Here is a 23,609-nt window from a genome sequence, read left to right as displayed (position 1 = left end):
TGCTTATTTGTTATAATATGTAAAATCTTTATGCTTGATCTCGTGCTCGGGCAGCGACTTGAAATAATCGTAAGTGATCTTCAAACCTTCGCTGCGCGATACCTTTGGCTCCCAACCCAAAATGCTTTTCGCTTTAGTAATATCAGGGCGGCGTTGTTTAGGGTCGTCGGTTGGCAATGGAAGGCTGATCAATTTTTGATCGGTGCCGGTCAGTTTGATGATCTCTTCACCAAACTCGCGTATGGTAATTTCATCAGGGTTACCTATGTTCATCGGCTGCACATAATCGCTGTGCAGCAGGCGGTAAATACCCTCAATCAGGTCGTCCACATAACAAAACGAGCGTGTTTGCGATCCATCCCCAAACATGGTTAATGATTCGCCACGCAGTGCCTGGCCAATAAATGCCGGCAGCACACGGCCGTCATTCAGGCGCATCCGCGGTCCGTAGGTATTAAATATGCGCACAATACGGGTTTCTACACCGTGGAAAGTATGATAAGCCATCGTAATAGCTTCCTGGAAGCGCTTGGCCTCGTCATAAACACCACGCGGGCCAACCGGGTTTACGTTACCCCAATACTCTTCGGGCTGCGGGTTGATGTTCGGGTCGCCATAAACTTCAGATGTGGAGGCGATGAGCATGCGCGCATTTTTATGCCTTGCCAAACCCAGCAGGTTGTGCGTGCCCAATGATCCTACCTTCAAGGTCTGTATCGGGATCTTCAAATAATCGATAGGGCTGGCCGGCGATGCGAAATGCAGAATATAATCCAGGTTACCCGGAACAAAAACAAATTTGGAAACATCGTGGTTGTAAAATTCAAAATTCTCCAGCTTGAACAGGTGCTGAATATTACGCAGGTCGCCGGTGATCAGGTTATCCATTGCGATCACGTGGTAATCTTCCTTAATGAACCTGTCGCACAGGTGCGAGCCTAAAAAACCAGCCGCGCCGGTTATCAGGATACGTTTACGGTCTTTCATGCTTTAGCTAACAATTTTTCGGCCGATACTATTGTAATAAAAACCACAATCGATCATTTTTTGCAGATCGTAAAGGTTACGGCCATCAAAAATAACCTTGTTTTTCAGCAGTTTTTCAACCTCATCAAAATCAGGCGTACGGAAAACCGACCATTCGGTAACGATCAGTAACGCGTCGGCATCCTGTAAAACGTCGTATTGGTTATTCCCGTACGAAATTTTATCGCCTATCAGGTCTTTCACATTTTTCATACCCTCAGGGTCAAACGCGGCAACAGAGGCACCGGCGGCTATCAGGTCGTCGATAATATATAATGCAGGAGCTTCGCGGATATCATCGGTTTCAGGTTTAAATGCCAAACCCCATAAAGCAAATTTTTTGCCCTTCAGGTCGCCTTTAAAATAGCTTTTTACCTTTTCAACCAACACTGTTTTTTGGATGGTGTTTACATCCATTACCGCGTTAAGGATCTTAAAATCGTATTTGTTCTCTTCAGATGCTTTGGCCAGCGCCTGCACATCCTTAGGGAAGCAGCTACCGCCATAACCGATTCCCGAGAACAGGAAGCGTTTACCGATACGGTCGTCAGACCCGATACCGCGGCGTACCATATCCACGTCGGCGCCAACCAGTTCGCATAGGTTAGCGATCTCGTTCATAAACGATATTTTGGTAGCCAGGAAAGAGTTGGCGGCATATTTGGTCAGTTCAGATGAACGCTCGTCCATAAAAATGATCGGGTTACCCTGGCGTACATACGGGCCATACAGTTCGGCCATCAGTTTGCGGGCGCGCTCGTCGGTAGTACCTACTACCACACGGTCAGGCTTCATAAAGTCGTCCACGGCTACACCTTCACGTAAAAACTCTGGGTTAGATACCACCGCGAATTCCACATCAGTATGCGCTTTTAAAACGGCGGTCAGTTTGTCGGCAGTACCCACCGGTACGGTAGATTTGGTTACGATAACCTTGTATTCCTTTAATAATAAGGCGATGTCTTTACCTGCTCCTAATACATAACTCAGATCGGCAGCGCCATCGGCACCCGGAGGGGTTGGCAAGGCCAGGAATATAATTTTAGCTTCTTCAATGGCTTCGGCCAGGTTGTTGGTGAACGAAAGCCTTTCCTGCTTGATGTTACGGTTGAATAATAATTCTAACCCCGGTTCATAAATAGGCAGTTGGCCATTCTTCATGGCCTCTACCTTTTTAACATTAATATCAACGCAGATAACATGATTTCCTGTTTCTGCAAGGCAGGTTCCTGTAACCAGGCCTACGTATCCTGTACCAACGACAGCTATTTTCATGTGCTAAAATTTTTTAGGGTAACTTATTACGGCGAAGATAGTAATTTCGCATTTAAATGTTGTTTACGTATAATATAGTTATCAAGTTTTATTACGCTTTTGTTTGGCTGGCATCTTTTTTTAATAAAAAGGCCGCTTTATGGATAAACGGGCGTAAAAACATAGCGCTAAAGCCATTGAAAGGCTGTGCCTGGTTTCATTTTGCATCATTAGGCGAGTTTGAGCAGGGCCGCCCTGTTTTAGAAGCTTTAAAGGCTAAATACCCGGCAAAACCTATAGTTGTAACTTTTTTTTCACCCTCGGGATACGAGATCAGGAAGAACACGCCGCTGGCCGATGCCGTTTATTATCTGCCACTGGATACCGCTACTAATGCCCGCCATTTTATAGATACCCTGCAGCCCGAAATGGCCATTTTTACCAAGTACGAATACTGGTATCATTTTTTTAACGAACTGGATAAGAGAGACATCCCGCTATATATCATATCGGGTATTTTCAGGCCCGGACAGGTGTTTTTTAAGTGGTATGGCGGCCTGCACCGTAAAATGCTGGGCATGGTGAGCCATTTTTTTGTACAGGATGATGATTCTAAACAATTGTTGGCAAATTTAAACATCACCAATGTTACGGTAAGCGGCGATACCCGCTTTGACAGGGTTTGGGAAAATGCCCAAAACCCGAAAGAACTACCTGTTATTGCCGCTTTTAAAGCCGGGCAAAAGGTATTTGTAGCCGGCAGCACCTGGCCAAAAGACGAAGAATTGTTAACACAACTTATCAGCCTGTACCCTGATTGGAAATTCATCTTCGCCCCGCACGAAATTGGTGAGGATAAGATCGATCACCTGATGGGTTTGCTGCCTGAAAACGAAACGGTACGCTTTTCCAAAATCTCAAATCTCAAATCTCACGTCTCAAATCTAAGAGTACTGGTTATCGACAATATCGGCATGCTATCGTCGCTTTATCAATATGGCGAGGTAGCCTACATTGGTGGTGGCTTTGGCGTGGGTATCCACAATACGCTGGAAGCGGCGGCTTTTGGCTTGCCGGTTGTTTTTGGCCCCAACTACCAGCGCTTCCGCGAAGCAAGAGAGCTGATTGCGTTAAATGCGGGCACCAGCATTAACAATGCGAACGAACTGAAACAGGTGGCCAATCGGTTAATGAATGATGAGGAATACCAGGCATCGGCATCCGCAAAAATAAAAACCTACGTGCGGGAAAATACCGGCGCTACGGAAAGCATTATTAATTATATTTCCGTCAATTAATTTCTCAAGCCAAGCCCGGCGTCATCGTTCAGCACCCATTTCCCATCCTTAAATTCCGGATCGGCATAGGGGTTGTTGCGGGTGAGGAATGGCCCGTCAAGGTCGGCCCAATCGCATTGCGGGGCTAAAGCCGCGCCGGCAAGTGTGGCGCAGCTTGTTTCGCTCATGCAGCCTATCAGCACTTTCAGGCCCAGTTGTTTGGCGCGCTGTATCATCAGGCGCGCCTCATACATCCCTGCCGATTTCATCAGCTTTACGTTAATGCCGTGATAAACGCCGTTCGCCTTATCTACATCGCCCAGGCGCTGCACCGCTTCATCGCCAATAATTGGTATCGGGCTGCGCGCGGTAAGCCAGGCATTGGCATCTATATTGGCTTTGGCGAAGGGTTGTTCTATCAGTTGTACACCCTGTTGGTGCAGCCAGTGGGTCATATCCAGGCTTTGTTCAAGGTCGGTCCAACCCTGGTTGGCATCTACATATAATGGTACCTCCGTAGCCGAGCGAATGGTTTCTATCAATACCTTATCGGTATCGCGGCCCAACTTCACTTTTATCACTTTGCAGCCTTCGGCTTCCTTTACTTTTTTCAGTACTACTTCGGGCGTGTCGATGCCTATTGTTGCACTGGTAACCGGCATCAGTGCCGGATCGCTACCTACTATTTGCCAGCAGGGCTTGTTTTGCAACTTACCGTCCAGATCGTGCAGGGCAATATCAATGGCGGCTTTTATGGCCGGGTTGCCGGGGGCAATGCTATCCAGGTAATTGATGATGCGCGCATAATCGAAGGGATAGTGCAGTTCTTTTACATCAACTTTGTTTAAAAACCAGGCGGCGCTTTGATGGCTTTCGCCCATATAGGGTACCATTGATGCTTCGCCATGGCCGGTAAAACCCTCGTGCGATAGTTCTACCAGCATCAGCGGGGTTGATGTGCGCGAGAAACCCGATATGGTAAATGGGTGGCGTAACGCTAATTCGTATGGGCGGTAAGTCAGTTTCATGTTAAATTCCAAAGCTAAAAATTTTCAAATACTTCAATGCTTATCTTTGCGGCCTATGGCGGTACAAATTTATAACCCCTTTGATGCTTTTAACTTTAGCAACCGTATTTGCTTTTTAACCGGCGAGACTGTCAATCCGGATGAAGAACGCATCCAGGTTTTCCCCCAATGGCTGATGACCCGCTACGCGCTGGAAGAAAAGCCTTTTAAACTGCTTGATGAAAGTATCACAACTTATAAAGATCTGAAAGTCCCCTGCTCCACCGGGATCAACAACCACTTTTTTGTACCGCTGGAGGACGAGATAGCCGTCGCTTTTGATAAAGGTTACAACGCCGTAAAACAACTGGATGAACTAAAACTCTTCCAATGGGCGGGCAAACTGATATACGGCATGATATTTAACGAGATGCAGGCCGGTATAAAACTGCAGCATGCCCAGGGCGAAGCGTTTAACATCTCGCAATCTATCATCCATAAATTCAGCCACCTGCTGCTCATGCTTCAAAGCATCAACAAGCCTATTCATTTTGATGGCTTTAAGCCTTACAGCCTGTTTTTGTTTAAGGTTGATAATGCGCCCGATGAATTTGTGTACCGCGACGAGATCAACACCCTCACCTTCTCCATCCGCCTGCGCGATATGGGCCTGATCATTTGCCTGCAGGATAATGGTACCAATGGCCGCTATCACCAGGAGTTATTGGATAAAATAGCCGGGCAAACCCTGCACCCCATCCAGTTTGAGGAGATTTGCGCGAAAATTTTTTACTCGGCCTACCTCTTTAACCGCATGCCCGAATATGACCAGTTGCCTATTGGCGATGAGCTACACATTGAAGCCGTCCCCCTGCGCGGTATGAACAGCAAGCCTTTGTTTGATCACTGGCAAAATAAAACCTACGGGCAGGTGCTGGAAAATTTTTGGAAGAAATGGGGCTATCTACTTTTAGAGATCATCAAAAACCCCGAGAAGCCGATGAGTTTCCTGCTTAACGCCGATGGGGATTTTATACCGGCCGGTGAGATAGCCCTGCCGGCTTAAGCATTTGCTTTTGTAAAGGATAAATATTATCGGGTGCGCTACCTGTTGCATTCCCGATAATTTATTTATCTTCGCATCGTTAAAACATAAAGTTATAAGCTATAACCATGAATTATAACATTAACGATTTACCTGAACGCAGCATAAAGCCCCGTAATAACGGCCTCACCATGGTAATGGATAAAGGCCTTAGCCTGCGCGGGGTGGAAGACCTGATCGAGACAGCCGGCGCCAATACCGATATTGTAAAACTGGGCTGGGCTACATCATACGTTACCCCAAACCTTGATGCCAAGCTAAAGTTGTATAAGGATGCCGGCATCCCGGTTTATTTTGGCGGCACCCTGTTCGAGGCATTTATTGTGCGCAACCAGTTTGATGATTACCGCCGCCTGCTGGATAAATACGGCTTGCAACATGCCGAAGTATCCGATGGGTCCATCACTATCCCGCACGACGTAAAATGCGAATATATCCGCCAGCTGAAGGACCAGGTGACGGTGATATCGGAAGTAGGATCTAAGGATGTGCAGAAAATCTTCGCGCCTTACAAATGGATCCAACTGATGAAGGCCGAACTGGAGGCAGGTAGCTGGAAGGTGATTGCCGAGGCCCGTGAAAGCGGCAACGTGGGTATCTACCGCGATTCGGGCGAGGTGCGCCAGGGTTTGGTAGATGAGATACTGACCCAAATACCCGGGGAAGCCATTATTTGGGAAGCACCGCAAAAACCACAACAAGTTTGGTTCATCAAGCTGTTAGGCGCCAACGTAAACCTGGGCAACATTGCCCCCGCGGATATGATCCCGCTGGAGACCATCCGTTTAGGCTTGCGCAGCGATACTTTCGATCATTTTTTGAGCGCGCCGAAAGAGGTGTAGTTGCAGGGGCAATCTCCGTTTCTTATAGTTCTGTTTTAGTAGCCGGAAGCAGAGCATTATTAAATTTGCATGTAAATCTGCCCTCGGTAATTGTTTTAATTAGACCGGTATTGATGCTTTTCCCTGTAAATTGAAAAGTGCCGCTAATGTATGTTTTTGTTACCACCGTAATGGTAACCGAGCCTGTAATGGCGCCATAAAAACCATCGCCAGTTAAATCAGCAGCATATCCAAATTTGTTAATACTGGCATTGTCTGGCAGTTGATAAGTTCCAGTTTTTGCACCAGCAATTTTTAATGTAACCTGCTCGGCATCTTTAACGCCTATAATTTGTGAATTTGAAGACCCATTAATTAGCTCTGCAAATAGCCGATTAGTAGTTTTTGCTACGCCATCAACTTTATACGTTAAGTAAGTTTCTAAATCAGCATCTTTCTTGCAAGAGTTAAATAGTAAAGCGATAAAACAAAGTAATAATAGGATAAGGTTTTTCATGATGTAATGATAAAACAAAAAAGATGTACTACCCAAGGTAGCACATCTTTCTATATTTTACAGCCTGGGAATAAATTAATCCCCCGCCTTCTCCGCTCCCGCAGGCGCGGCTACATTTTTACTCTTCATCCAGATATCAATAGCTCCATCATTCTTTTGAGGTTTCCCGGGGGTGCTACGGCCATTATCTACATATTGCTGCAGCAGTGTTATGAGGTGTTTCACAACATCCGGGTGCTTATCCTGCACATTGTGTTCTTCCTTAACATCGGTTTCCATATCATACAGTTGTACCGGCGGCATGCCGTTCTTCAGCGCCTCTGGGTTTTTAGGTAACTCCCACCCGCCCGAACCGGCGCACAGTTCCAGCTTCCATTTACCCTGGCGTATGGCGAAATTACCATCGATGGAATGGTGCACCGTAGCCTCGCGGATATCTTTGCTTTGGTTACCGCTTAAGTAAGGCAAGATACTATAACTGTCGACCCCGGCGGCATCGGGCAGTTTTTGATGCAGGATGGCAGCGGTAGTCGCCATAAAATCGCCAAGGCAAACCGTTTTATCGCAATGGCTACCCGCAGCAACATGGCCGGGCCAGCGCACAATGTAAGGGATACGGTGCCCCCCCTCCCAAATATCCGACTTATAACCACGATAATCGATACTCGGGTAATGCCCCAGCGCCTCCACATTCATGGTTTTAAGTACATAAGGGGCAAAGCCGTTATCGCTGGTAAACATAATGAGTGTGTTTTTGGCTATCTTACCCTCATCCACCGCTTTTAAGATCTCGCCTACTGCCCAGTCGGTTTCCATCACGTAGTCGCCGTATTCGGTAATGCCGCTTTTGCCTTTAAACTTATCAGATGGTACGATAGGCGTATGGGGCGATGGCAGGGTGAAGTATAAAAAGAAGGCCTGCTTTTTTGCCGCTTTATCTTTTATATAGGCCGATGCCTTGTCGACCAATGCAGGCACACAATTTACAGCTTCAAAATCTTCGCCGGCGGGGCCTTCGCGCACCCATTTTTTGGTGGCGGTTGGCAGGCCTACGGTATGGTTATTCTCAATAAATATAAAGGGTGGCATGTCTAGCGAAGCGGCTATCCCATAAAAATAATCGAAGCCTAAAGTAGTTGGCCCGTTGCTGATGTTTTTGGTATAATCTATCACCGGTTTAGCGCCGGGTGTGGTAACCGACCAGCCCAAACCCAGATGCCACTTACCGATGCAGGCCGTGGTATAGCCGTTTTGCTGCAACAATTTACCCACGGTGTACCTGTCCGAATCGATCAGTGGTTTATCATACCCGCTCAACACCCCGCTTTTTAAACGGCTTCGCCAGGCATAGCGCCCTGTGAGGATGCTATAGCGCGACGGCGTGCACACGGCCGATGATGAATGTACATCGTTAAAAGCCATACCCTCGTGTGCCAGCCTGTCGATATTTGGTGTACTTAGCTTACCTTTGGTTTTATTGTAAAAGCTTACATCACCAATACCCAGATCGTCGGTAAGGATGTAGATAATATTGGGCTTTTCGAGCGGCTTAATGGCCTGAGCCAAAACACTGCTGAACGAAAACAGCAACGCCAGTACGGGTAATGATATTTTTTTCATAAGGGGGATAGAAACAATTGGTTATGACGCAAATAAAGATAATTAGCCGGGCTTTGGCAGGGGGATATTGGCTAATTATTAAATGATACTGGCATTGGAGACCGTTACGTCATCGCGCGATGCGAATCAATCTCTCTAAGAGCCTCACCCTGCCCTCTCGTCTGGAGAAGGTTCTAAAAATTTTTAAGCCCTCTCCTTTGGAGAGGATTTAGGTGAGGTTTTTAGAGATTGCCGCATGCCTCGTAGTAACGCGGTTTATAAGCCCGCTTCTATCTTCTCAATCGCATCCGACAACTCCCCCGCCCTTACCGTCCAGGTGTTTTGTTTAGCTACAGCCAGACGGCCTTCGCGCCTTTCGGGGGTATCGGTAGCCAGTTCGGTTTGCAGGTGCTGCAAAAATTCGTGCTTATCGCCGGTAATTTGGATAATGCCTTCAAAATCATCCAGGTTGCTAAAATCGGTACTGATCACCGGTAAGCCTGCGGCCAGGTACTCGTTAATCTTCATGGGGTAGATGCCCTTAGTAAAATCGCTTTTTACAAAAGGGATAATACCTGCTGAAAATGTTTTGAGGTAACCCGGCAATTCATCAGGCAATTTAGCGCCGGTAAGTGTAACATTAGGGCATTCGGATAGTTCCTTCTCTTCGTTAAAATCGGTAGTAACGCGACCTACAAATACAAATTGCGTATCGGGCATTTTATCGGCCAGGTTCACCAGCAGGTCGTAATCCAGCCGCTCGTCTATGGTGCCTACATAACCCACAACCTTTTTCTGCTCAATTTCGGTATGGAACCCTTTGCTGAACAGGTCGATATTTACGGCGTTTTTCACTACATAACAAACACGGCAATGGTCTTTCTTCGCTTCGTATAGCCCCTTTGATGTTACAATAACGCCGTCGGCCATTTTCATAAAACGCTCTTCGAGCGCTATACCATGTTTTTGCAGCCATGGGTGCGCTCCGCGGATCTCATCATAACAATGATAAATGAGCGTATGCTCGCCAAAACGGCGACCGGTAGTTACGCCCATGCCCTGGTTAAAGGCCACAAAGTTGATCAGGCGGTCGTTCATCTTCAGCTTTCTGAGCGCCCGGGATGCGGTTACACGCAAATTCCAACCGTTAAACCGTAACAGGGTTTGGTAGATAAAGCCCGGGGGTAAAAAGTTTATGGTGATAGATGGCGGCGGGGTAAACAAATGCACCGTGCCGCCATTGGGTAGTATAATGGTATCGATGCGGCTTTTCAAACCGAACGCGCGGGCCAGTTCTACCTGTTTGCGGCCGCGGATGCCATCGTACAGGTCCTTCATAGTATAGGGGCTGTTTACAAAAAGCAGCTTGTTTTGTGTAGACAGCTCCTTCATCAATTCAACAGTAGCTTTTATGTAATTGCCGCCCCATTCGGTGCTGCTAAGGCATAGTATATTCCTGTTGGTCATCATGTATCTATCTATAATTAATTATGGCCGCTATAAAAATCGGCAATAATATTTTTACTTATACGTTTTGCCCATGAATATTGATATAAAAACTGTAGCAAATTTGGATTATTTATTATATTCACAGTAAATACCCCTTTAAATAAAGCAATGGAAGACAAAAAACTGTACGTACATTATGGCTGCGGCCAATGCGCTCCGCCCGAATGGAGAAACTTCGATGTTTCGCCCACCCTTCGTATCCAAAAAACCCCGGTGCTGGGCTGGGTGATGAAGAATGCGCTTGGACAAGTATTTGATAAAAACGTGAAGTACGGCGATGTTACCGAAGGCCTGCCCGGCATAGCCGACAACAGTGCCGACGGCGTTTACTGCTCGCACGTGCTGGAGCACATGTCGCTGGCTGATTTCCGTAAGGCTGTTGCTAACAGCTATAAAATGCTGAAGCCCGGCGGTAGGTTCAGGCTGATCATGCCCGACCTAAAAGTGTTGGTTGACGATTATATTGCCGATAAGGCAAAAGGCGACGCTGAAGCATCTATCCGTTTTATTAAAAGAACATTGATGGCCATGGAAGAACGCCCCCGCAACCTAAAGGCGGTATCAAAGCTGGCCTACGGCTACCTGAACCACCTGTGGCTTTGGGATAAGGAAGCCACCATTAGCGAACTGCAAAAAGCTGGTTTTAAAACCATCCGCGAAATTGAGTTTAACGATTCGGAAGACCCAATGTTTAAACTGGTAGAAAATCGCAAACGCTTTGATCTTTGCGTTAAGCTGGAAGCGGTTAAATAACCACCTCATCCAGCCCTTTCCAAAAGAGATTGTTTTAAAATAAAAAGCCATTGCAATTAATCGCAATGGCGTTTTATTTTATGCCTAAACCCCTTTGCGGCGCTTGCGCCAGCGTTTAAATAAGATGATCAATATGGTAAAGATCATCAGCAGGGGCCATATACTGATCAGCCCGTAAAAAATATCCTTCAGCATATCCAGCCCTGCCCAAGTGATTTTTTTAACTGATAAGCCACCGTGTCGCTGTTGTTAGCCTGCACTTTATTTTTGGTGTAGAAAGTAATGAGCAAAGTGCTGTATGCAACCTGGCGATTTAAATAGTTAAGCTGCCCCTGTTCCGATTCGATATCACTGCGGATGGTATCCAGTTTACCTTCTACCTGCAAAATATCGCTCATGCGGGTAGCCTTGGTTAACAGGTCGCGGTAGCGCGTTTCCAGCAACAGTTTATTGCGCAGCCTTGTTGCCATGTCTATATACTGCGTAGTTACATCGCGAATGCTGATGTTTTTACTATCTACCTGTATGGCTGTAGCCGACGCGTTATCCAAAAAAGTTTCGAAACTTTTAGCCGGGATACGGGTGCGCAGTATGTATTCCTTCCGGTTTTCATCACTGTTATTATGTTCGTTTTCTTCATATACATAACCACCCACTTTTTGGAGTGATGTTATAATTTGCTTGCGGGTTTGCTGTATATCTGCTGTTTCAAACTTGATATCGCCGTCCTTTACCAGCTTTCTTGCCGTGTCTGATGGTGATACCGGTTTCCGGGCTTCATCTGATGGTGGGCGTGCTAATGAAACGTCGACGATCCTTACAGCTGATGGACGTTCGGCATGGTGCCCGCACGACAACAATGTAAGACACAGGCAAGGGATAAGGAACAGCTTTTTCATATCATTTAGGTTTTAGTTTCTCATTATCACGGTGGCGGTCGGCATCGCGGATGCTTTTCTTTTCCAGGTTCTTTTCCAGCGCCTGGGTCAGATCAATACCGGTTTGGTTGGCCAGGCAGATCAGCACAAAAAGCACATCGGCCATTTCATCGGCCAGGTTAACCTCGGTATCCGATTTTTTGAACGATTGCTCGCCATATTGCCGGGCCATAATACGGGCCACTTCACCTACCTCCTCCATCAGGATGGCAGTATTGGTCAGTTCGTTAAAATAGCGGATACCGGTAGTTTTTATCCAGTTATCTACCAGTTGCTGGGCTTGCTGAATGGTCATGATTGATAATGCACTAAACTTTATAAATGAAATGCCAAGATAAAAATTATGTACACCAATGAATAACTAACGATTTAGTTTATAAAATATTGTGAGGAATTATATAGCACGAATTGAAAAGAATTTAGGAGGATTTCACGAATTTTTAGGATTATTTGATTGCGAATTTTTATTGATTTGTTATAAATTCGGTACACAAATAATTTAAACCATCACAATATCCATATGCTATTTAAGGACGAATCGTATAAAATTATTGGAGCTTGCTTTGAAGTACATAAAGTATTGGGGCACGGATTTAAAGAGGTTGTTTATAAAGATGCCCTGGAGTTGGAGTTGACACGCCTCGATATTCCATTTCAGCGCGAGAAGCCTTTTACAATAACCTATAAAGAGCAAATATTAAAGCACCTCTTTATAGCTGATTTTATAGTATATAATAATATAATTCTTGAAATAAAGAATGCTGGATATATAGGTGAACCTTACATCAAACAAACATTAAATTACCTGAAAGCGTCCGGTGTCCGCCTTGGCTTGGTTGTGAATTTCGGCACGCCCTCAATGGAATTTCAGCGTGTAGTATTCTAAAATTCGTGAAATCCTCCTAAATTCTTTTCAATTCGTACTATAAAAAATTTCCTTATTAATGATTCTCCTTATCGCGGGTATCCATCACAATGGTTACCGGGCCATCATTTACCAAACTGATCTTCATATCCGCGCCAAAAATGCCAGTGGCTATGGGTTTGCCGATAAGCTCGCCCAATGCTTTTATCATTTGCTTGTACATAGGGATGGCCTTATCGGGCCTTGCCGCGCGGATAAAGGATGGTCTGTTGCCTTTTTTAGTCTGCGCGAATAGGGTAAATTGTGAGATAAGCAAGATATCGCCGCCAACATCGGCTAGGGCCTTGTTCATCAGTCCCTGCTCATCGCCAAAAACCCGCATGTTGGTTATCTTTTGGGCAAGCCATTGCAGGTCGTCGGGGGTATCGGCATCTTCAATGCCCAATAAAACCAAAAAACCCATGCCAATTTGCCCGGTGATATTGCCATCCACCGTGCACGAAGCCGAAGAAACACGTTGTAGTACTGCACGCATGCGAAAATAGATTCAAGATGTGAGATTCAGGAGCCAAGATAAGATTTTCGAACAAGCCAATCACAATGTCTTATATCTTGATTCTATTATCTGGTTTCTCTCCCTACGCCCTCGTATCGTGCCCGTGGTAAATGCTCAGGTAGCTTTCATAACGCGATAGCTCCATCTCGCCTTCCTCAACCGCGGCAATGATGGCGCAGCCGGGCTCGTTCACGTGTCGGCAGTTGTTAAAGCGGCACTGGTTCAGCCGCTCGCGCATTTCGGGAAAGAAGTGGCTGAGTTCGCCTTGTTCAATATCGATCACGCCCAGTTCGCGAATCCCGGGTGTGTCCACAATAAACCCGCCCTCGGGCAACTGGTGCATCTCGGCAAAAGTGGTGGTGTGCATGCCCTTATCGCTCCAGTCGGATACCTCGCCGGTGCGCAGGGACAGGTCGGGCAACAGGGCGTTGATCAAGCTGGATTTACCAACGCCTGAATGACCAGAAAATAACGTGGTTTTATCTTTGATCAATTCCTTTACCTGGTTGATATTGGTCCCTACCAGCGCCGATACCTCGTAGCATGGATAGCCGATGTTTTCGTAAATGCTTTTGTGTTCGGCCAGGATCTCCAGGCCCTCATCGCTAAACAGGTCGAGTTTGTTGTAGATCAGTACCGCGGGGATATCGTAAGCTTCGGCAGTAACCAGGAACCTGTCGATAAAACCCAGCGAGGTGCGGGGCGAAGCCAGCGTAACTACCAGAAAAGCCTGATCGAGGTTGGCAGCTATGATCTGCGCCTGTTTAGACAGGTTGATGGACTTGCGGATGATATAATTTTTGCGCGGGTGCAGGTTGTTGATCACGGCGTTATCGCTGCCGGGTTCAAACTCAAAATCAACCTGGTCGCCCACGGCAATGGGGTTGGTGGTAGTTAAGCCCTTAATGCGGAACTTGCCCTTAATGCGCGCCTCGTAGCGCTTACCATCGGGTGTTTGCACCTGGTACCAGCTTCCGGTAGATTTTATGATGAGTCCCTGCATAAGGGGGTAAAATTAAGCATTAGGTACAGAAAAGCATTCAGAAATTTGTTTGTGGCTATTTAACCACAAAGTACACAAAGGTTTTTTCGCAAAGGGCACTAAGTTTTTTTGCCGTTTATAAATTCATGATTTTGCCTTTGTGAACTTTGTGCATCCTTTCTTTGTGACCTTTGTGGTTAAATCATCATAAAACATAATTCAAAATATTATTCCGAATTATGCATGCATAATAAAATATTAATCCTGTTTAGTCTGTTATTTTGCCATCTGAAAAAATATTATTGTTTTTTCTTGCAACTTTAATATTAATCTACTTAATTTGTCGTAATTAAAAAAATGACAATCAACAACACCATAACAACCATTATTATTACCACCGGGATAAACCTTGGAGGAAGATAATCGTTTGGTGCAAACAGATACAGAAACACAAAAACGCCTTCCTCCAGAAAAGAGGAAGGCGTTTTTGTTTACATCACAATTGAATAACGCTAATAATGAAAGTTTTAAAATTCGGCGGAACATCGGTAGGCAGCGCCAAAAGCATCAGCACAGTTATCGATATACTGAAAACTGAGGACCGTAGCCAGGGCAGCCCGGTAGTGGTACTATCGGCCATGAGCGGGGTTACCAACCTGCTGGTAGAAATGGCTGAAAATGCCGCCAGCGGTAAAGAGTTTACCGCTCACCTGGCCGAACTGGAAGCACGCCATTTTGCCGTTGTAAAAGAACTACTGGATGTGCAGCAGCAAAACCCGGTATTCACCCGCCTTAAACTGTATTTTAACCAACTGGAAGACCTGCTGCAGGGCGTACTTACCCTGCGCGAACTTACCGCCAAGACCCGCGACCTGATCCTGAGTTATGGCGAACGTTGCAGCACCCTGTTGGTTAGCCGCATTGCCATGCAGTATTTTGATGGCTGCCTGTTTGTTGATGCTACCGAAGTGGTAAAGACCGACAGCGCCCATGGACAAGCCAAAGTAAATATGGAGTTGACCGGTATGCTGATCAAAGATCTGTACCTGGCCAACCACGATAAAATATTATTCGTTACCGGTTTCATTTCAAGTAACGATGCCGGACAGGTTACAACCCTGGGCCGCGGTGGCAGCGATTACACCGCGGCCATATTCGGTTCGGTACTTAATGCGTCATCCATAGAGATATGGACCGATGTGAACGGCATGATGACCGCCGATCCGCGCATGGTGAAAAAAGCCTTCTCGCTACCGGAGCTGACCTATACCGAGGCCATGGAATTATCCTACTTCGGTGCCAAGGTGATCTACCCGCCTACCATGATCCCGGCTTTTTTGAAGAAGATCCCTATAGTGATAAAAAATACCTTCGATACCACTTTCGAGGGGACCGTGATCCGTCACGATTGCAAGGCTTCTAATTTGGCCATCAAAGGCATCTCGTCGGTAAACAGGATCAGTATCATTAATTTAGAGGGCAGTGGCATGGTTGGCAAGGCCGGCTTTAGCGGCAGGTTGTTCTCGCTACTGGCCCGCGAGCAGATCAACGTGATCCTGATCACCCAGTCATCGTCCGAACATAGCATCACCTTTGCCGTTCAGCCTGATGACGCGGAGAAAGCCAAAGCCCTGATAGAGCAGGAGTTTGAATTGGAATTAGCAGCCAGGAAACTGGAACACCCGGTGATAGAAGAAGAACTTTCTATACTGGCCATTGTGGGCGAAAATATGAAGCAAACCCCCGGCATGTCGGGCAAGTTATTCCATGCGCTGGGCCGTAACGGTGTTAACGTAAGGGCCATTGCGCAGGGATCATCAGAATATAATATCTCGGTGATCATCAGCGGCAGCGATTTAGCCAAAGCGCTGAATGCTGTGCACGATGCTTTCTTCAGTCAGTTAAATAAAACCCTGCACGCTTTCTGTTTGGGTACCGGCAACATCGGCAAAACGCTGTTCAACCAGTTGAACCAGCATAAAGGATTTTTAGAAGAGAATAATGGTATACAGGTAAAGATAGCCGGAATCAGCAATACCCGTAAAATGAGTTTCGATACCGATGGTTTCGATCTGGATACCTGGGAGAGCACACTGCAGGCCAAAGGCGAGCAAGCCGACCTTGCCGGCTTTGTGGCCCGCATGAAGAGTATGAACCTGCCCAACTGCGTGTTTGTAGATAATACTGCCAGTCCGCTGCCGATCGCTTTTTACGAGGAGATCTTCAAGTCGAACATATCGGTAGTTACCTGCAACAAGATAGGCAACTCGGGTAAATACAGCCAGTACAAGGCTTTTCATGATGCGGCGCGTTTGCACGGGGTCGATTTCTTTTACGAGACCAACGTGGGTGCCGGTCTGCCGATCATCCGCACGCTGAAAGACCTGATGGGCAGCGGCGACCGCTTGCAAAGGATAGAGGCCATCCTGTCGGGCACCATATCTTTCATCTTTAACAACTTTAAGGGCGATGCCAACTTTCACGATGTGGTAAAACTGGCGCAGGAAAAAGGCTATACCGAACCCGATCCGCGCGACGACCTGCGGGGCACCGATTTTATGCGCAAAATGCTGATCCTTGCCCGCGATGCCGGTTATAAAATGGAAGCCGAAGATGTGCAGATAGACAACATCCTGCCGCAAGCCAGTCTGGACGCGGCTACTGTTGAAGATTTTTACGCTACACTGAAAAGCGAGAACGCCTTCTTCGATAACCTGAAGAACGAGGCCGAGAGTGGTAATAAAGTATTACGCTACATTGGCAAACTGGAAAATGGTAAAGCCAGCATCAGCCTGCAAATGGTAGATGCCGAGCACCCTTTCTACACCATGAGCGGCAGCGATAACATCATTGCCTTTAACACCGACAGGTACAAAGAACGCCCCATGGTAGTAAAAGGCCCCGGTGCTGGTGCCGAGGTTACCGCCGCCGGCGTGTTCGCCGATCTGATAAATGTGGGAGCGAATTAGGGAGAATGTGCAGATGTGCGTATATGCAGATGTGCAAATGAAGAAATTAAACAAAATATGTCATTGCGAGGAGCGGAGGGAGGCTTGAGGCGATGGGGCGACGCGGCAACCGCGAACTATGCAGATTTGGCTCTGCCGCTTCGCGATTGCTTCGTACCTCGCAATGACAGCTTGAAAAAAACAAAATGGATACTCAACTACAAGAACTAACCCAAACTGAAACAGCGAAGCCCGGAACTTCTATACAAATCTTCGCGCCAGCCACTGTTGCCAACGTGGTTTGCGGCTTCGATGTGCTGGGTTTTGCGGTGAACGCCCCAGGCGATGAAGTGGTGATGCGTGTTACCGATAAACCGGGCATCAGCATCAGCAAGATCACCGGCGATAACGGTCGCCTGCCTATGGATCCGGCTAAAAATACCGTGAGCGTTAGCGTGCGCCATTACCTGGAAAGCATTGGCCGCACCGATCTGGGTTTGGATATCGAACTGCATAAAAAAATGCCGATCGGCAGTGGTTTGGGCAGCAGCTCGGCCAGTACGGTAGCGGGCTTGTTCGCCGCCAAAACTTTACTGGATGATCAGCGCGACGTAGCCCAGCTATTACCCTTTGCCATGAAAGGCGAGGAAATGGCCTGCGGGCACGGCCATGCCGATAACGTAGCCCCGGCGCTGATGGGTGGATTTGTGCTTATCCGCAGTTACGAACCGCTGGATGTAGTGCGCCTGCCCCACCCTAAAGATCTGTGGTGTGCCATCGTTTTCCCTGATGTGGATGTACCTACAAGGGAGGCCAGGCAGATCATCCGCAACAAGATCAACATGAAGGACGCGGTTACTCAATGGGGCAACGTGGCCGGTTTGGTAAGCGGCCTGTTCATGAACGATATCGGCCTGATCGGTCGCAGTATGAAGGATGTATTGGTAGAACCCGTACGCAGCATGCTGATCCCCGGCTTTTACCAAATGCGCGAACAAGCCATGGAGCTGGGCGCGGTAAGTTTCGGTATATCCGGATCCGGCCCGTCGGTATTCGCCTTTACCCGCGACGAGCAGACCGCGCACAACATCACCCATAAATTACAGCAATATTTAACCGGAATGAAGATCAACTCCAACGCTTACGTATCAACAATAAACGATGCCGGGCCGAGGGTGATATAATGTGCAGATGTGCAAATGAGGAGGCCTCACCTAAATCCTCTCCAAAGGAGAGGATTTAAGAAGCGTTAGAACCCTCTCCTTTGGAGAGGGCAGGGTGAGGCTTCAGCATAACAATAAAAATAATGACCCAATGACGCAAAGCATAATGACAGCGAAGCGTAATGACCAATGACCAAAAATGAACCTATACAGTACCAATAACACCGCCCTCAACGTATCCTTTAAGGAAGCTGTTTTTAACAGCATGCCGCAGGATAAGGGGCTTTATATGCCGGTAGCCATCAACCCGCTGCCGCAGGAATTTATAGCTAATCTTGATCAGTATACCCTGCCCGAGATCGCCTTTACCGTAGCCAAACATATGTTGGCCGGCGCTATACCCGATGCCGATCTGAAAGCCCTGATAGATGATGCCATCAATTTTGAAGCGCCGGTAGTTGAACTGGAAGAAAACGTTTACGTGCTGGAATTATTCCACGGGCCATCGCTGGCGTTTAAAGATTTTGGCGCACGATTTATGAGCCGTGTAATGGGCTATTTCCTGGAAGCGGGCGAAAAGCAGTTGGATGTATTGGTAGCAACCTCGGGCGATACAGGCGGCGCTGTGGCGCTGGGCTTTTTAGGCGTGCCAAATACCCGCGTTACCATCCTTTATCCAAAAGGTAAAGTAAGCGATATCCAGGAACTGCAATTGACCACCAACGGACAGAACATCCGCGCGCTGGAAGTTGACGGCACTTTTGATGATTGCCAGGCGTTGGTGAAACAAGCTTTCACCGATGCCCAACTGAACGAGGCTTTCCGTTTAACATCGGCCAACTCCATCAATATCGCCCGATTGATTCCGCAAACATTCTATTACTTCAATGCGTATGCGCAATTGTTAAAACAGGGCAAAAGCAAAGTGGTATTCGCCGTGCCGAGCGGTAATTTTGGTAACATCGGCGCAGGCTTATTGGCCTGGAAGATGGGCTTGCCGGTGCAGCAGTTCATAGCCGCTACCAACGCTAACGATACCGTTCCCGAGTTTTTAAAGACAGGCGTTTATCAGCCCAAACCAACCGTGGCTACCCTGAGCAACGCAATGGATGTAAGCAGCCCCAGCAACTGGGTGCGCATAGCCGACCTATTCAAAAATGATACCGCCGAACTGAAGAAACTTATCACCGGCTACAGCTTTAACGATGAGGATACCGTAAAGGCCATTGTAAAAATATTTGGCGCGTATAAATACGTGGCCTGCCCGCATACCGCTATTGCCTGGCTGGCCTTAACCGACTGGCTGGATAAACAGGATGATGATGTGACCGGCGTATTCCTGTCCACCGCGCACCCTTGCAAATTCCCGGATGTATTCCCGGAGCAAATAGGTAAAGCGGTAGAAGTGCCTGCGCAGGTAAAAACCTTGCAGGAAAAGCCAAGGCTGGCCACACCATTAAAAGCCGATTTTAACGAGTTTAAAAGCTACTTGTTAAATAATTAAACCCGCACTCTAAACCAATCCATAAACCGTAAGCCGTCCCGTTAATTCGGGGCGGTTTTATTTTTAAACGAACTGGTTGTTTTTTGAGTTTTTTAAAACCAACACGCTGATATTCCGTATAATAAGTTATGGTGCCTTATGCAAATAAACAAGGCGATTCGGGCGTAGCGGCTTATGAGGCGGCCCCCGGCAGCATTACCGTACAATTTGTTGGCGGTGATATTTACCTGTACACCAATAACAGCGCCGGGGCCATCAATATCAAACAGATGAAACACCTTGCCGAACGCGGCAGCGGTTTAAGCACTTTCATCAGCCAGTGCGTTAAGGATGGGTATGAAAGTAAGCTGAATAGTTGATATTCCCCCCGATACCCTATATCCACATAGCGATGGGTTTGAAACCCATCGCTATAATACATGCTACAAGGCCTAAAATTCATATTTTTATTCCTACCGTAGCGATGGGTTTGAAACCCATCGCTAACAAATTATTAAAAACGAAACAACGAACCCCAATCACACAACCTAAATTATGCCACAAAGCTACTCCGCGTTATGGGTACATCTTATTTGGTCTACAAAAAACCGCCAGCCTATTTTAACCCCCGATCTACGTAAGGAATTATTTAACGTTACAAATTCGATAAGCAAAGAATACGAGATATACCTCGATTGCATCAACGGAATAGAAGATCATGTGCATTTACTGGTCAGGTTACGTACAGATCAAACGGTTGCAGATGTGGTTAAAACCATAAAAGGAAATACATGGGAGCACTTTAAGGAAATACCGGATCAGTATATTACATGGCAAGATGGATTTGCCGCGTTTTCGGTAAGCCCCGCCAATTTGAAAGCTGTACGAAATTATATTTACAGGCAACAAATCCACCATAAAAATAAATCTTTTACCGATGAGTTAAAGGAAATTAAGGCCGGGATACGCCTACAGGATAAAAGCTGAATAGTTGATATTTCCCCCCGATACCCTATCTTTATCTTTCATCTCCAAAAAATGAGCTCATATAAAACTATCGCTCCGGCTATAATTATGGCGTTGGCGCTTTCCGCCTGCCATCAGCCTAACCGCACACATGCCCTTAAAAACGCCGATCAAGTTAACCAGCATAACAGTTACGACGACAGTACCCTGCGCCAAACCAATTTACCGGTATTGATGCCCTATAACCGCATTATAGACCCGGCCGGCGAGGTGTTACGCTATGGCGAAGATACGCAGGAGAACCACAGCTTAGACCTGAAAGCCATCCCCGGTACCGATCTGGTTGCTGTGGAAGACCGTTATGGCATGAGCGTAGTAAGCATCAGCGACCATAAAGTGATCGATCGGTGGCTATATACCGCCGATGCCAAATACCGCGGGCAGATGAGCACATTCTCTGGCCTTGAAGTTTACAAAACTGCCGATGGCAAAGTGAAGATCTTGTGGGGTTCGGCCAACGCGGGTAATAAGCAATCGTTTGTAATGGAAGCCGGCTGGGATGGCCAAAAGTTAAGCCTCAGCAAGTCTTTCGCCATAAAACCCGAGGGCGAATCGCCACTGGCGTTGCCCAATAAAGTGCTGATGGCGCAACAGGACGGCATCAACTACCTGTATGTGGTATTGAACGGCAATAACCAATTATTAAAAATAAACTGGGATAAGCAGGAACTAACATGGGCTAAGCCCACGGGCGTTGCGCCTTACGGCATGGCCAAGGTGGGCAATAAGATATACCTGAGCAATTGGGCTGGTCCGCAAGTTACCGATAAAAATGCGGAAGCCGCCGGTGTACCCTACGGCAAGGCTTATACCAATGCGCAAACCGGGGCTACAAGCCGCGGCACGGTATCGGTGTTCGATGCTAATTCGGGCAATGTGATTAAAGAAATAGAAACAGGCTTGCATCCTAATGATGTCATCGCTTCGGCCGATGGGCGCTTTATTTATGTAGCCAATGGCAACAGCGATAATATATCGGTAATTAACACCACCGACGATAAAATTGCCGAAACCATTGACGTGAGCCTGCACCCAGGCGATAAGGGTTTTATAGGCGATACACCCAACGCGATTACCCTGAGCGATGATGGCCGCACATTATACGTTTCCAACGGATTGGATAACGCGGTAGCTGTAGTTCAGTTGAGCGGCAAATCGGCAACAAAAGGCTCGGGTAGCAGTATGATAAAAGGCTTTATCCCTACCGAGGCTTACCCCGCCGGCTTGATCATTAAAAACAACACGCTGGTGGTTACCAACCTGGAGGGCGAGGGTTCCAGGATCAACGCTAAGGATATGAAGCGTAAACCCAGCGATCTGCCCGCTACCAATGGCGACGCTTTTAACAGCCACCGGCAATTGGCTACGGTATCGTTCATCCCGCTGCCTGATGATAAAACACTTGAAACGTATACCAAACGTGTTAACCAGCTAAATCTGGCCTACCGTGCCGAGCTGGCCCGCCTGATGCCGCGTAAAGATGTAGCCCCGGTGCCCGTTCCCGAGCGCATTGGCGAACCATCGGTATTTCAGCATGTTATTTATATCATTAAAGAAAATCGCACCTACGACCAGGTTTTGGGCGATGTAAAGGCTGGTAACGGCAGCCCCGACCTTTGCATTTTTGGCGAACAGGTAACCCCTAACGAGCACCAGTTGGTAAAGGACTTTTTGCTGATGGATAACTACTATGTATCGGGCAAATCATCGGCCGAGGGCCACCAGTGGACAGATGCTGCCATGGTGACCGATTACCTGGAGAAGAACGTTAGGGCATGGTTCCGCAGTTACCCGCACGTGCAGGAAGACGCGTTGGTGTACGACAAAAAAGGCTTTATCTGGAATAACGCCGCCGACCACGGCAAAACCGTGCGCATTTATGGCGAGGCTTGCACCCCTCACTTTAAAAAAGGCCTCACCTGGCTGCCTATCTACAACGATTACATGGCCGGCAAAATGCTCGAGTTTAATAATACCAGCACCATCTCGCGCGTGCGCCCCATGTTATCGCCCACCTACCCGGGTTATGACGATCATGACATTAACGACCAGATCCGCGCCTCGGCCTTTATAAAGGAACTGAACGATTACGAAAAGCAACCGGGCGATAAACTACCGCAACTGATGGTGATGGCCCTGCCCGCCGATCATACCGGCGGCACAACGCCAAGGCTACCTACCCCGCGCGCCATGGTAGCCGATAACGATCTGGCCCTTGGCCGCATTGTGGAGGCCGTTAGCAAAAGCCGCTTTTGGAAAAACACCGTAATATTTGTAACCGAAGACGACTCGCAGGCAGGCTGGGACCATGTATCGGCCTATCGCACTACCGGCTTTGTGATCAGTCCGTACAGCAGGCTGAAGCAAACCGTGCATACCAACTATAATCAAACCTGTATTGTGCGTACCATCGAACAGATATTGGGCATCCCGCCAATGAACTCGGTTGACGCTACCGCGCTGCCCATGTTCAACTGCTTTACACAACGGCCCGATAACAGCTTTGTGTATACGCATGTAGCCAACCAGGTCCCGCTTAACGAGATGAACGCCAAGCTATCTATGCTGAAGGGTATTGATCTGTATTACGCCCGGCAATCTATGCGCCCCGAGTTTAAACACATTGATGGTGGTAACGATGACCTGATGAACCGCATCATCTGGAATTCGGTAAAGGGTAAAAAGCCCTACCCTAAAAAATATGCCGGGCATGATACCGGCGATGATGACGACGATTAAATCAATTTTGCAGAGCCGGATAATTATCCGGCTCTTTTTTT

Annotated in this window: 21 protein-coding genes; 11 read left to right on the top strand and 10 right to left on the bottom strand. The window is 47.3% G+C overall.

The features are described 5' to 3' along the window. Positions 1 to 3: 3 nt before the first annotated feature. Together HQ865_RS24110 and HQ865_RS24105 are read right to left on the bottom strand one after the other, a co-directional pair. Positions 4 to 987 carry a UDP-glucuronic acid decarboxylase family protein gene (locus HQ865_RS24110; RefSeq protein ID WP_173417360.1) on the bottom strand — a complete coding sequence of 328 codons (984 nt, stop codon included), beginning with the start codon at positions 985 to 987 and terminating at the stop codon, positions 4 to 6. A gap of 3 nt (positions 988 to 990) precedes the next feature. Further along, on the bottom strand, positions 991 to 2,301 hold the full coding sequence (locus HQ865_RS24105; protein ID WP_173417359.1) for a UDP-glucose dehydrogenase family protein: 1,311 nt from the start codon (positions 2,299 to 2,301) through the stop codon (positions 991 to 993). 56 nt (positions 2,302 to 2,357) lie between these two features. On the opposite strand from HQ865_RS24105, the gene HQ865_RS24100 reads away from it, so the two are divergent. Next, positions 2,358 to 3,578, top strand: coding sequence for a 3-deoxy-D-manno-octulosonic acid transferase (locus HQ865_RS24100; protein ID WP_173417358.1), 1,221 nt, complete (start codon positions 2,358 to 2,360; stop codon positions 3,576 to 3,578). On the opposite strand, the gene HQ865_RS24095 is transcribed toward HQ865_RS24100, so the two are convergent. Then, the gene (locus HQ865_RS24095; protein ID WP_173417357.1) at positions 3,575 to 4,585 is read right to left on the bottom strand and encodes a dipeptide epimerase; all 1,011 of its coding nucleotides are present in this window, start codon (positions 4,583 to 4,585) and stop codon (positions 3,575 to 3,577) included. The two genes, HQ865_RS24100 and HQ865_RS24095, sit on opposite strands and share 4 nt — an antisense overlap. 55 nt (positions 4,586 to 4,640) lie before the next feature. On the opposite strand from HQ865_RS24095, the gene HQ865_RS24090 reads away from it, so the two are divergent. After that, positions 4,641 to 5,630 carry a hypothetical protein gene (locus HQ865_RS24090; protein ID WP_173417356.1) on the top strand — a complete coding sequence of 330 codons (990 nt, stop codon included), beginning with the start codon at positions 4,641 to 4,643 and terminating at the stop codon, positions 5,628 to 5,630. Positions 5,631 to 5,737: 107 nt separating this feature from the next. Then, on the top strand, positions 5,738 to 6,511 hold the full coding sequence (locus HQ865_RS24085) for a phosphosulfolactate synthase (RefSeq protein WP_173417355.1): 774 nt from the start codon (positions 5,738 to 5,740) through the stop codon (positions 6,509 to 6,511). A 22-nt stretch (positions 6,512 to 6,533) separates the two neighbouring features. Here HQ865_RS24085 and HQ865_RS24080 read toward each other — a convergent pair whose 3' ends face one another. From HQ865_RS24080 to HQ865_RS24070, 3 genes are all read right to left on the bottom strand, one after another. Beyond that, positions 6,534 to 7,007, bottom strand: a complete 474-nt coding sequence (locus HQ865_RS24080) for a DUF6252 family protein (RefSeq protein WP_173417354.1) — start codon at positions 7,005 to 7,007, stop codon at positions 6,534 to 6,536. A 75-nt stretch (positions 7,008 to 7,082) separates the two neighbouring features. After that, a complete protein-coding gene (locus HQ865_RS24075; protein WP_173417353.1) occupies positions 7,083 to 8,627 on the bottom strand; it encodes a sulfatase family protein in 1,545 nt (514 codons plus the stop codon). 255 nt (positions 8,628 to 8,882) lie between these two features. Next, a complete protein-coding gene (locus HQ865_RS24070) occupies positions 8,883 to 10,076 on the bottom strand; it encodes a glycosyltransferase (RefSeq protein ID WP_173417352.1) in 1,194 nt (397 codons plus the stop codon). Positions 10,077 to 10,223: 147 nt separating this feature from the next. Between HQ865_RS24070 and HQ865_RS24065 the strand changes: the two genes are divergently transcribed. Beyond that, positions 10,224 to 10,868, top strand: a complete 645-nt coding sequence (locus tag HQ865_RS24065) for a class I SAM-dependent methyltransferase (RefSeq protein WP_202020426.1) — start codon at positions 10,224 to 10,226, stop codon at positions 10,866 to 10,868. Between the two features lie 188 nt (positions 10,869 to 11,056). Here HQ865_RS24065 and HQ865_RS24060 read toward each other — a convergent pair whose 3' ends face one another. Together HQ865_RS24060 and HQ865_RS24055 are read right to left on the bottom strand one after the other, a co-directional pair. Then, positions 11,057 to 11,767, bottom strand: a complete 711-nt coding sequence (locus HQ865_RS24060) for a DUF4349 domain-containing protein (RefSeq protein ID WP_173417351.1) — start codon at positions 11,765 to 11,767, stop codon at positions 11,057 to 11,059. 1 nt (position 11,768) lies between these two features. Next, entirely contained in the window at positions 11,769 to 12,101 is a 333-nt protein-coding gene (locus HQ865_RS24055; RefSeq protein ID WP_173417350.1) for a nucleotide pyrophosphohydrolase, read from the bottom strand. 225 nt (positions 12,102 to 12,326) lie between these two features. Here HQ865_RS24055 and HQ865_RS24050 point away from each other — a divergent pair, with 225 nt between their 5' ends. Next, complete coding sequence (locus tag HQ865_RS24050; RefSeq protein WP_173417349.1) at positions 12,327 to 12,692, top strand: GxxExxY protein; 366 nt, start codon at positions 12,327 to 12,329, stop codon at positions 12,690 to 12,692. A 55-nt stretch (positions 12,693 to 12,747) separates the two neighbouring features. Here the strand turns inward: HQ865_RS24050 and dtd are convergent, their stop codons facing one another. Beyond that, complete coding sequence (gene dtd / locus HQ865_RS24045; RefSeq protein ID WP_173417348.1) at positions 12,748 to 13,206, bottom strand: D-aminoacyl-tRNA deacylase; 459 nt, start codon at positions 13,204 to 13,206, stop codon at positions 12,748 to 12,750. 103 nt (positions 13,207 to 13,309) lie between these two features. Next, complete coding sequence (rsgA, locus tag HQ865_RS24040) at positions 13,310 to 14,230, bottom strand: ribosome small subunit-dependent GTPase A (RefSeq protein ID WP_173417347.1); 921 nt, start codon at positions 14,228 to 14,230, stop codon at positions 13,310 to 13,312. A gap of 497 nt (positions 14,231 to 14,727) precedes the next feature. Here rsgA and thrA point away from each other — a divergent pair, with 497 nt between their 5' ends. The 6 genes from thrA (at position 14,728) to HQ865_RS24010 (ending at position 23,568) form a co-directional block, all read left to right on the top strand. Further along, entirely contained in the window at positions 14,728 to 17,178 is a 2,451-nt protein-coding gene (gene thrA, locus HQ865_RS24035) for a bifunctional aspartate kinase/homoserine dehydrogenase I (protein ID WP_173417346.1), read from the top strand. 185 nt (positions 17,179 to 17,363) lie between these two features. Next, positions 17,364 to 18,341, top strand: coding sequence for a homoserine kinase (locus HQ865_RS24030; RefSeq protein ID WP_173417345.1), 978 nt, complete (start codon positions 17,364 to 17,366; stop codon positions 18,339 to 18,341). Between the two features lie 178 nt (positions 18,342 to 18,519). Continuing rightward, a complete protein-coding gene (gene thrC, locus HQ865_RS24025) occupies positions 18,520 to 19,824 on the top strand; it encodes a threonine synthase (protein ID WP_173417344.1) in 1,305 nt (434 codons plus the stop codon). A gap of 128 nt (positions 19,825 to 19,952) precedes the next feature. Continuing rightward, on the top strand, positions 19,953 to 20,183 hold the full coding sequence (locus tag HQ865_RS24020; RefSeq protein ID WP_173417343.1) for a hypothetical protein: 231 nt from the start codon (positions 19,953 to 19,955) through the stop codon (positions 20,181 to 20,183). 175 nt (positions 20,184 to 20,358) lie between these two features. Further along, positions 20,359 to 20,790 (top strand): IS200/IS605 family transposase, encoded by a 432-nt coding sequence (gene tnpA, locus HQ865_RS24015; RefSeq protein ID WP_173417342.1) that lies wholly within the window; start codon positions 20,359 to 20,361, stop codon positions 20,788 to 20,790. Positions 20,791 to 20,841: 51 nt separating this feature from the next. Further along, the gene (locus tag HQ865_RS24010; protein WP_173417341.1) at positions 20,842 to 23,568 is read left to right on the top strand and encodes a YncE family protein; all 2,727 of its coding nucleotides are present in this window, start codon (positions 20,842 to 20,844) and stop codon (positions 23,566 to 23,568) included. Positions 23,569 to 23,609 lie beyond the last annotated feature (41 nt).

Origin of the sequence: Mucilaginibacter mali (assembly GCF_013283875.1) — a bacterium.
GTDB lineage: Bacteria > Bacteroidota > Bacteroidia > Sphingobacteriales > Sphingobacteriaceae > Mucilaginibacter > Mucilaginibacter mali.
Note: the sequence above shows the minus strand (reverse complement) of the source record. Positions and strands in the feature narration are given on the sequence as shown.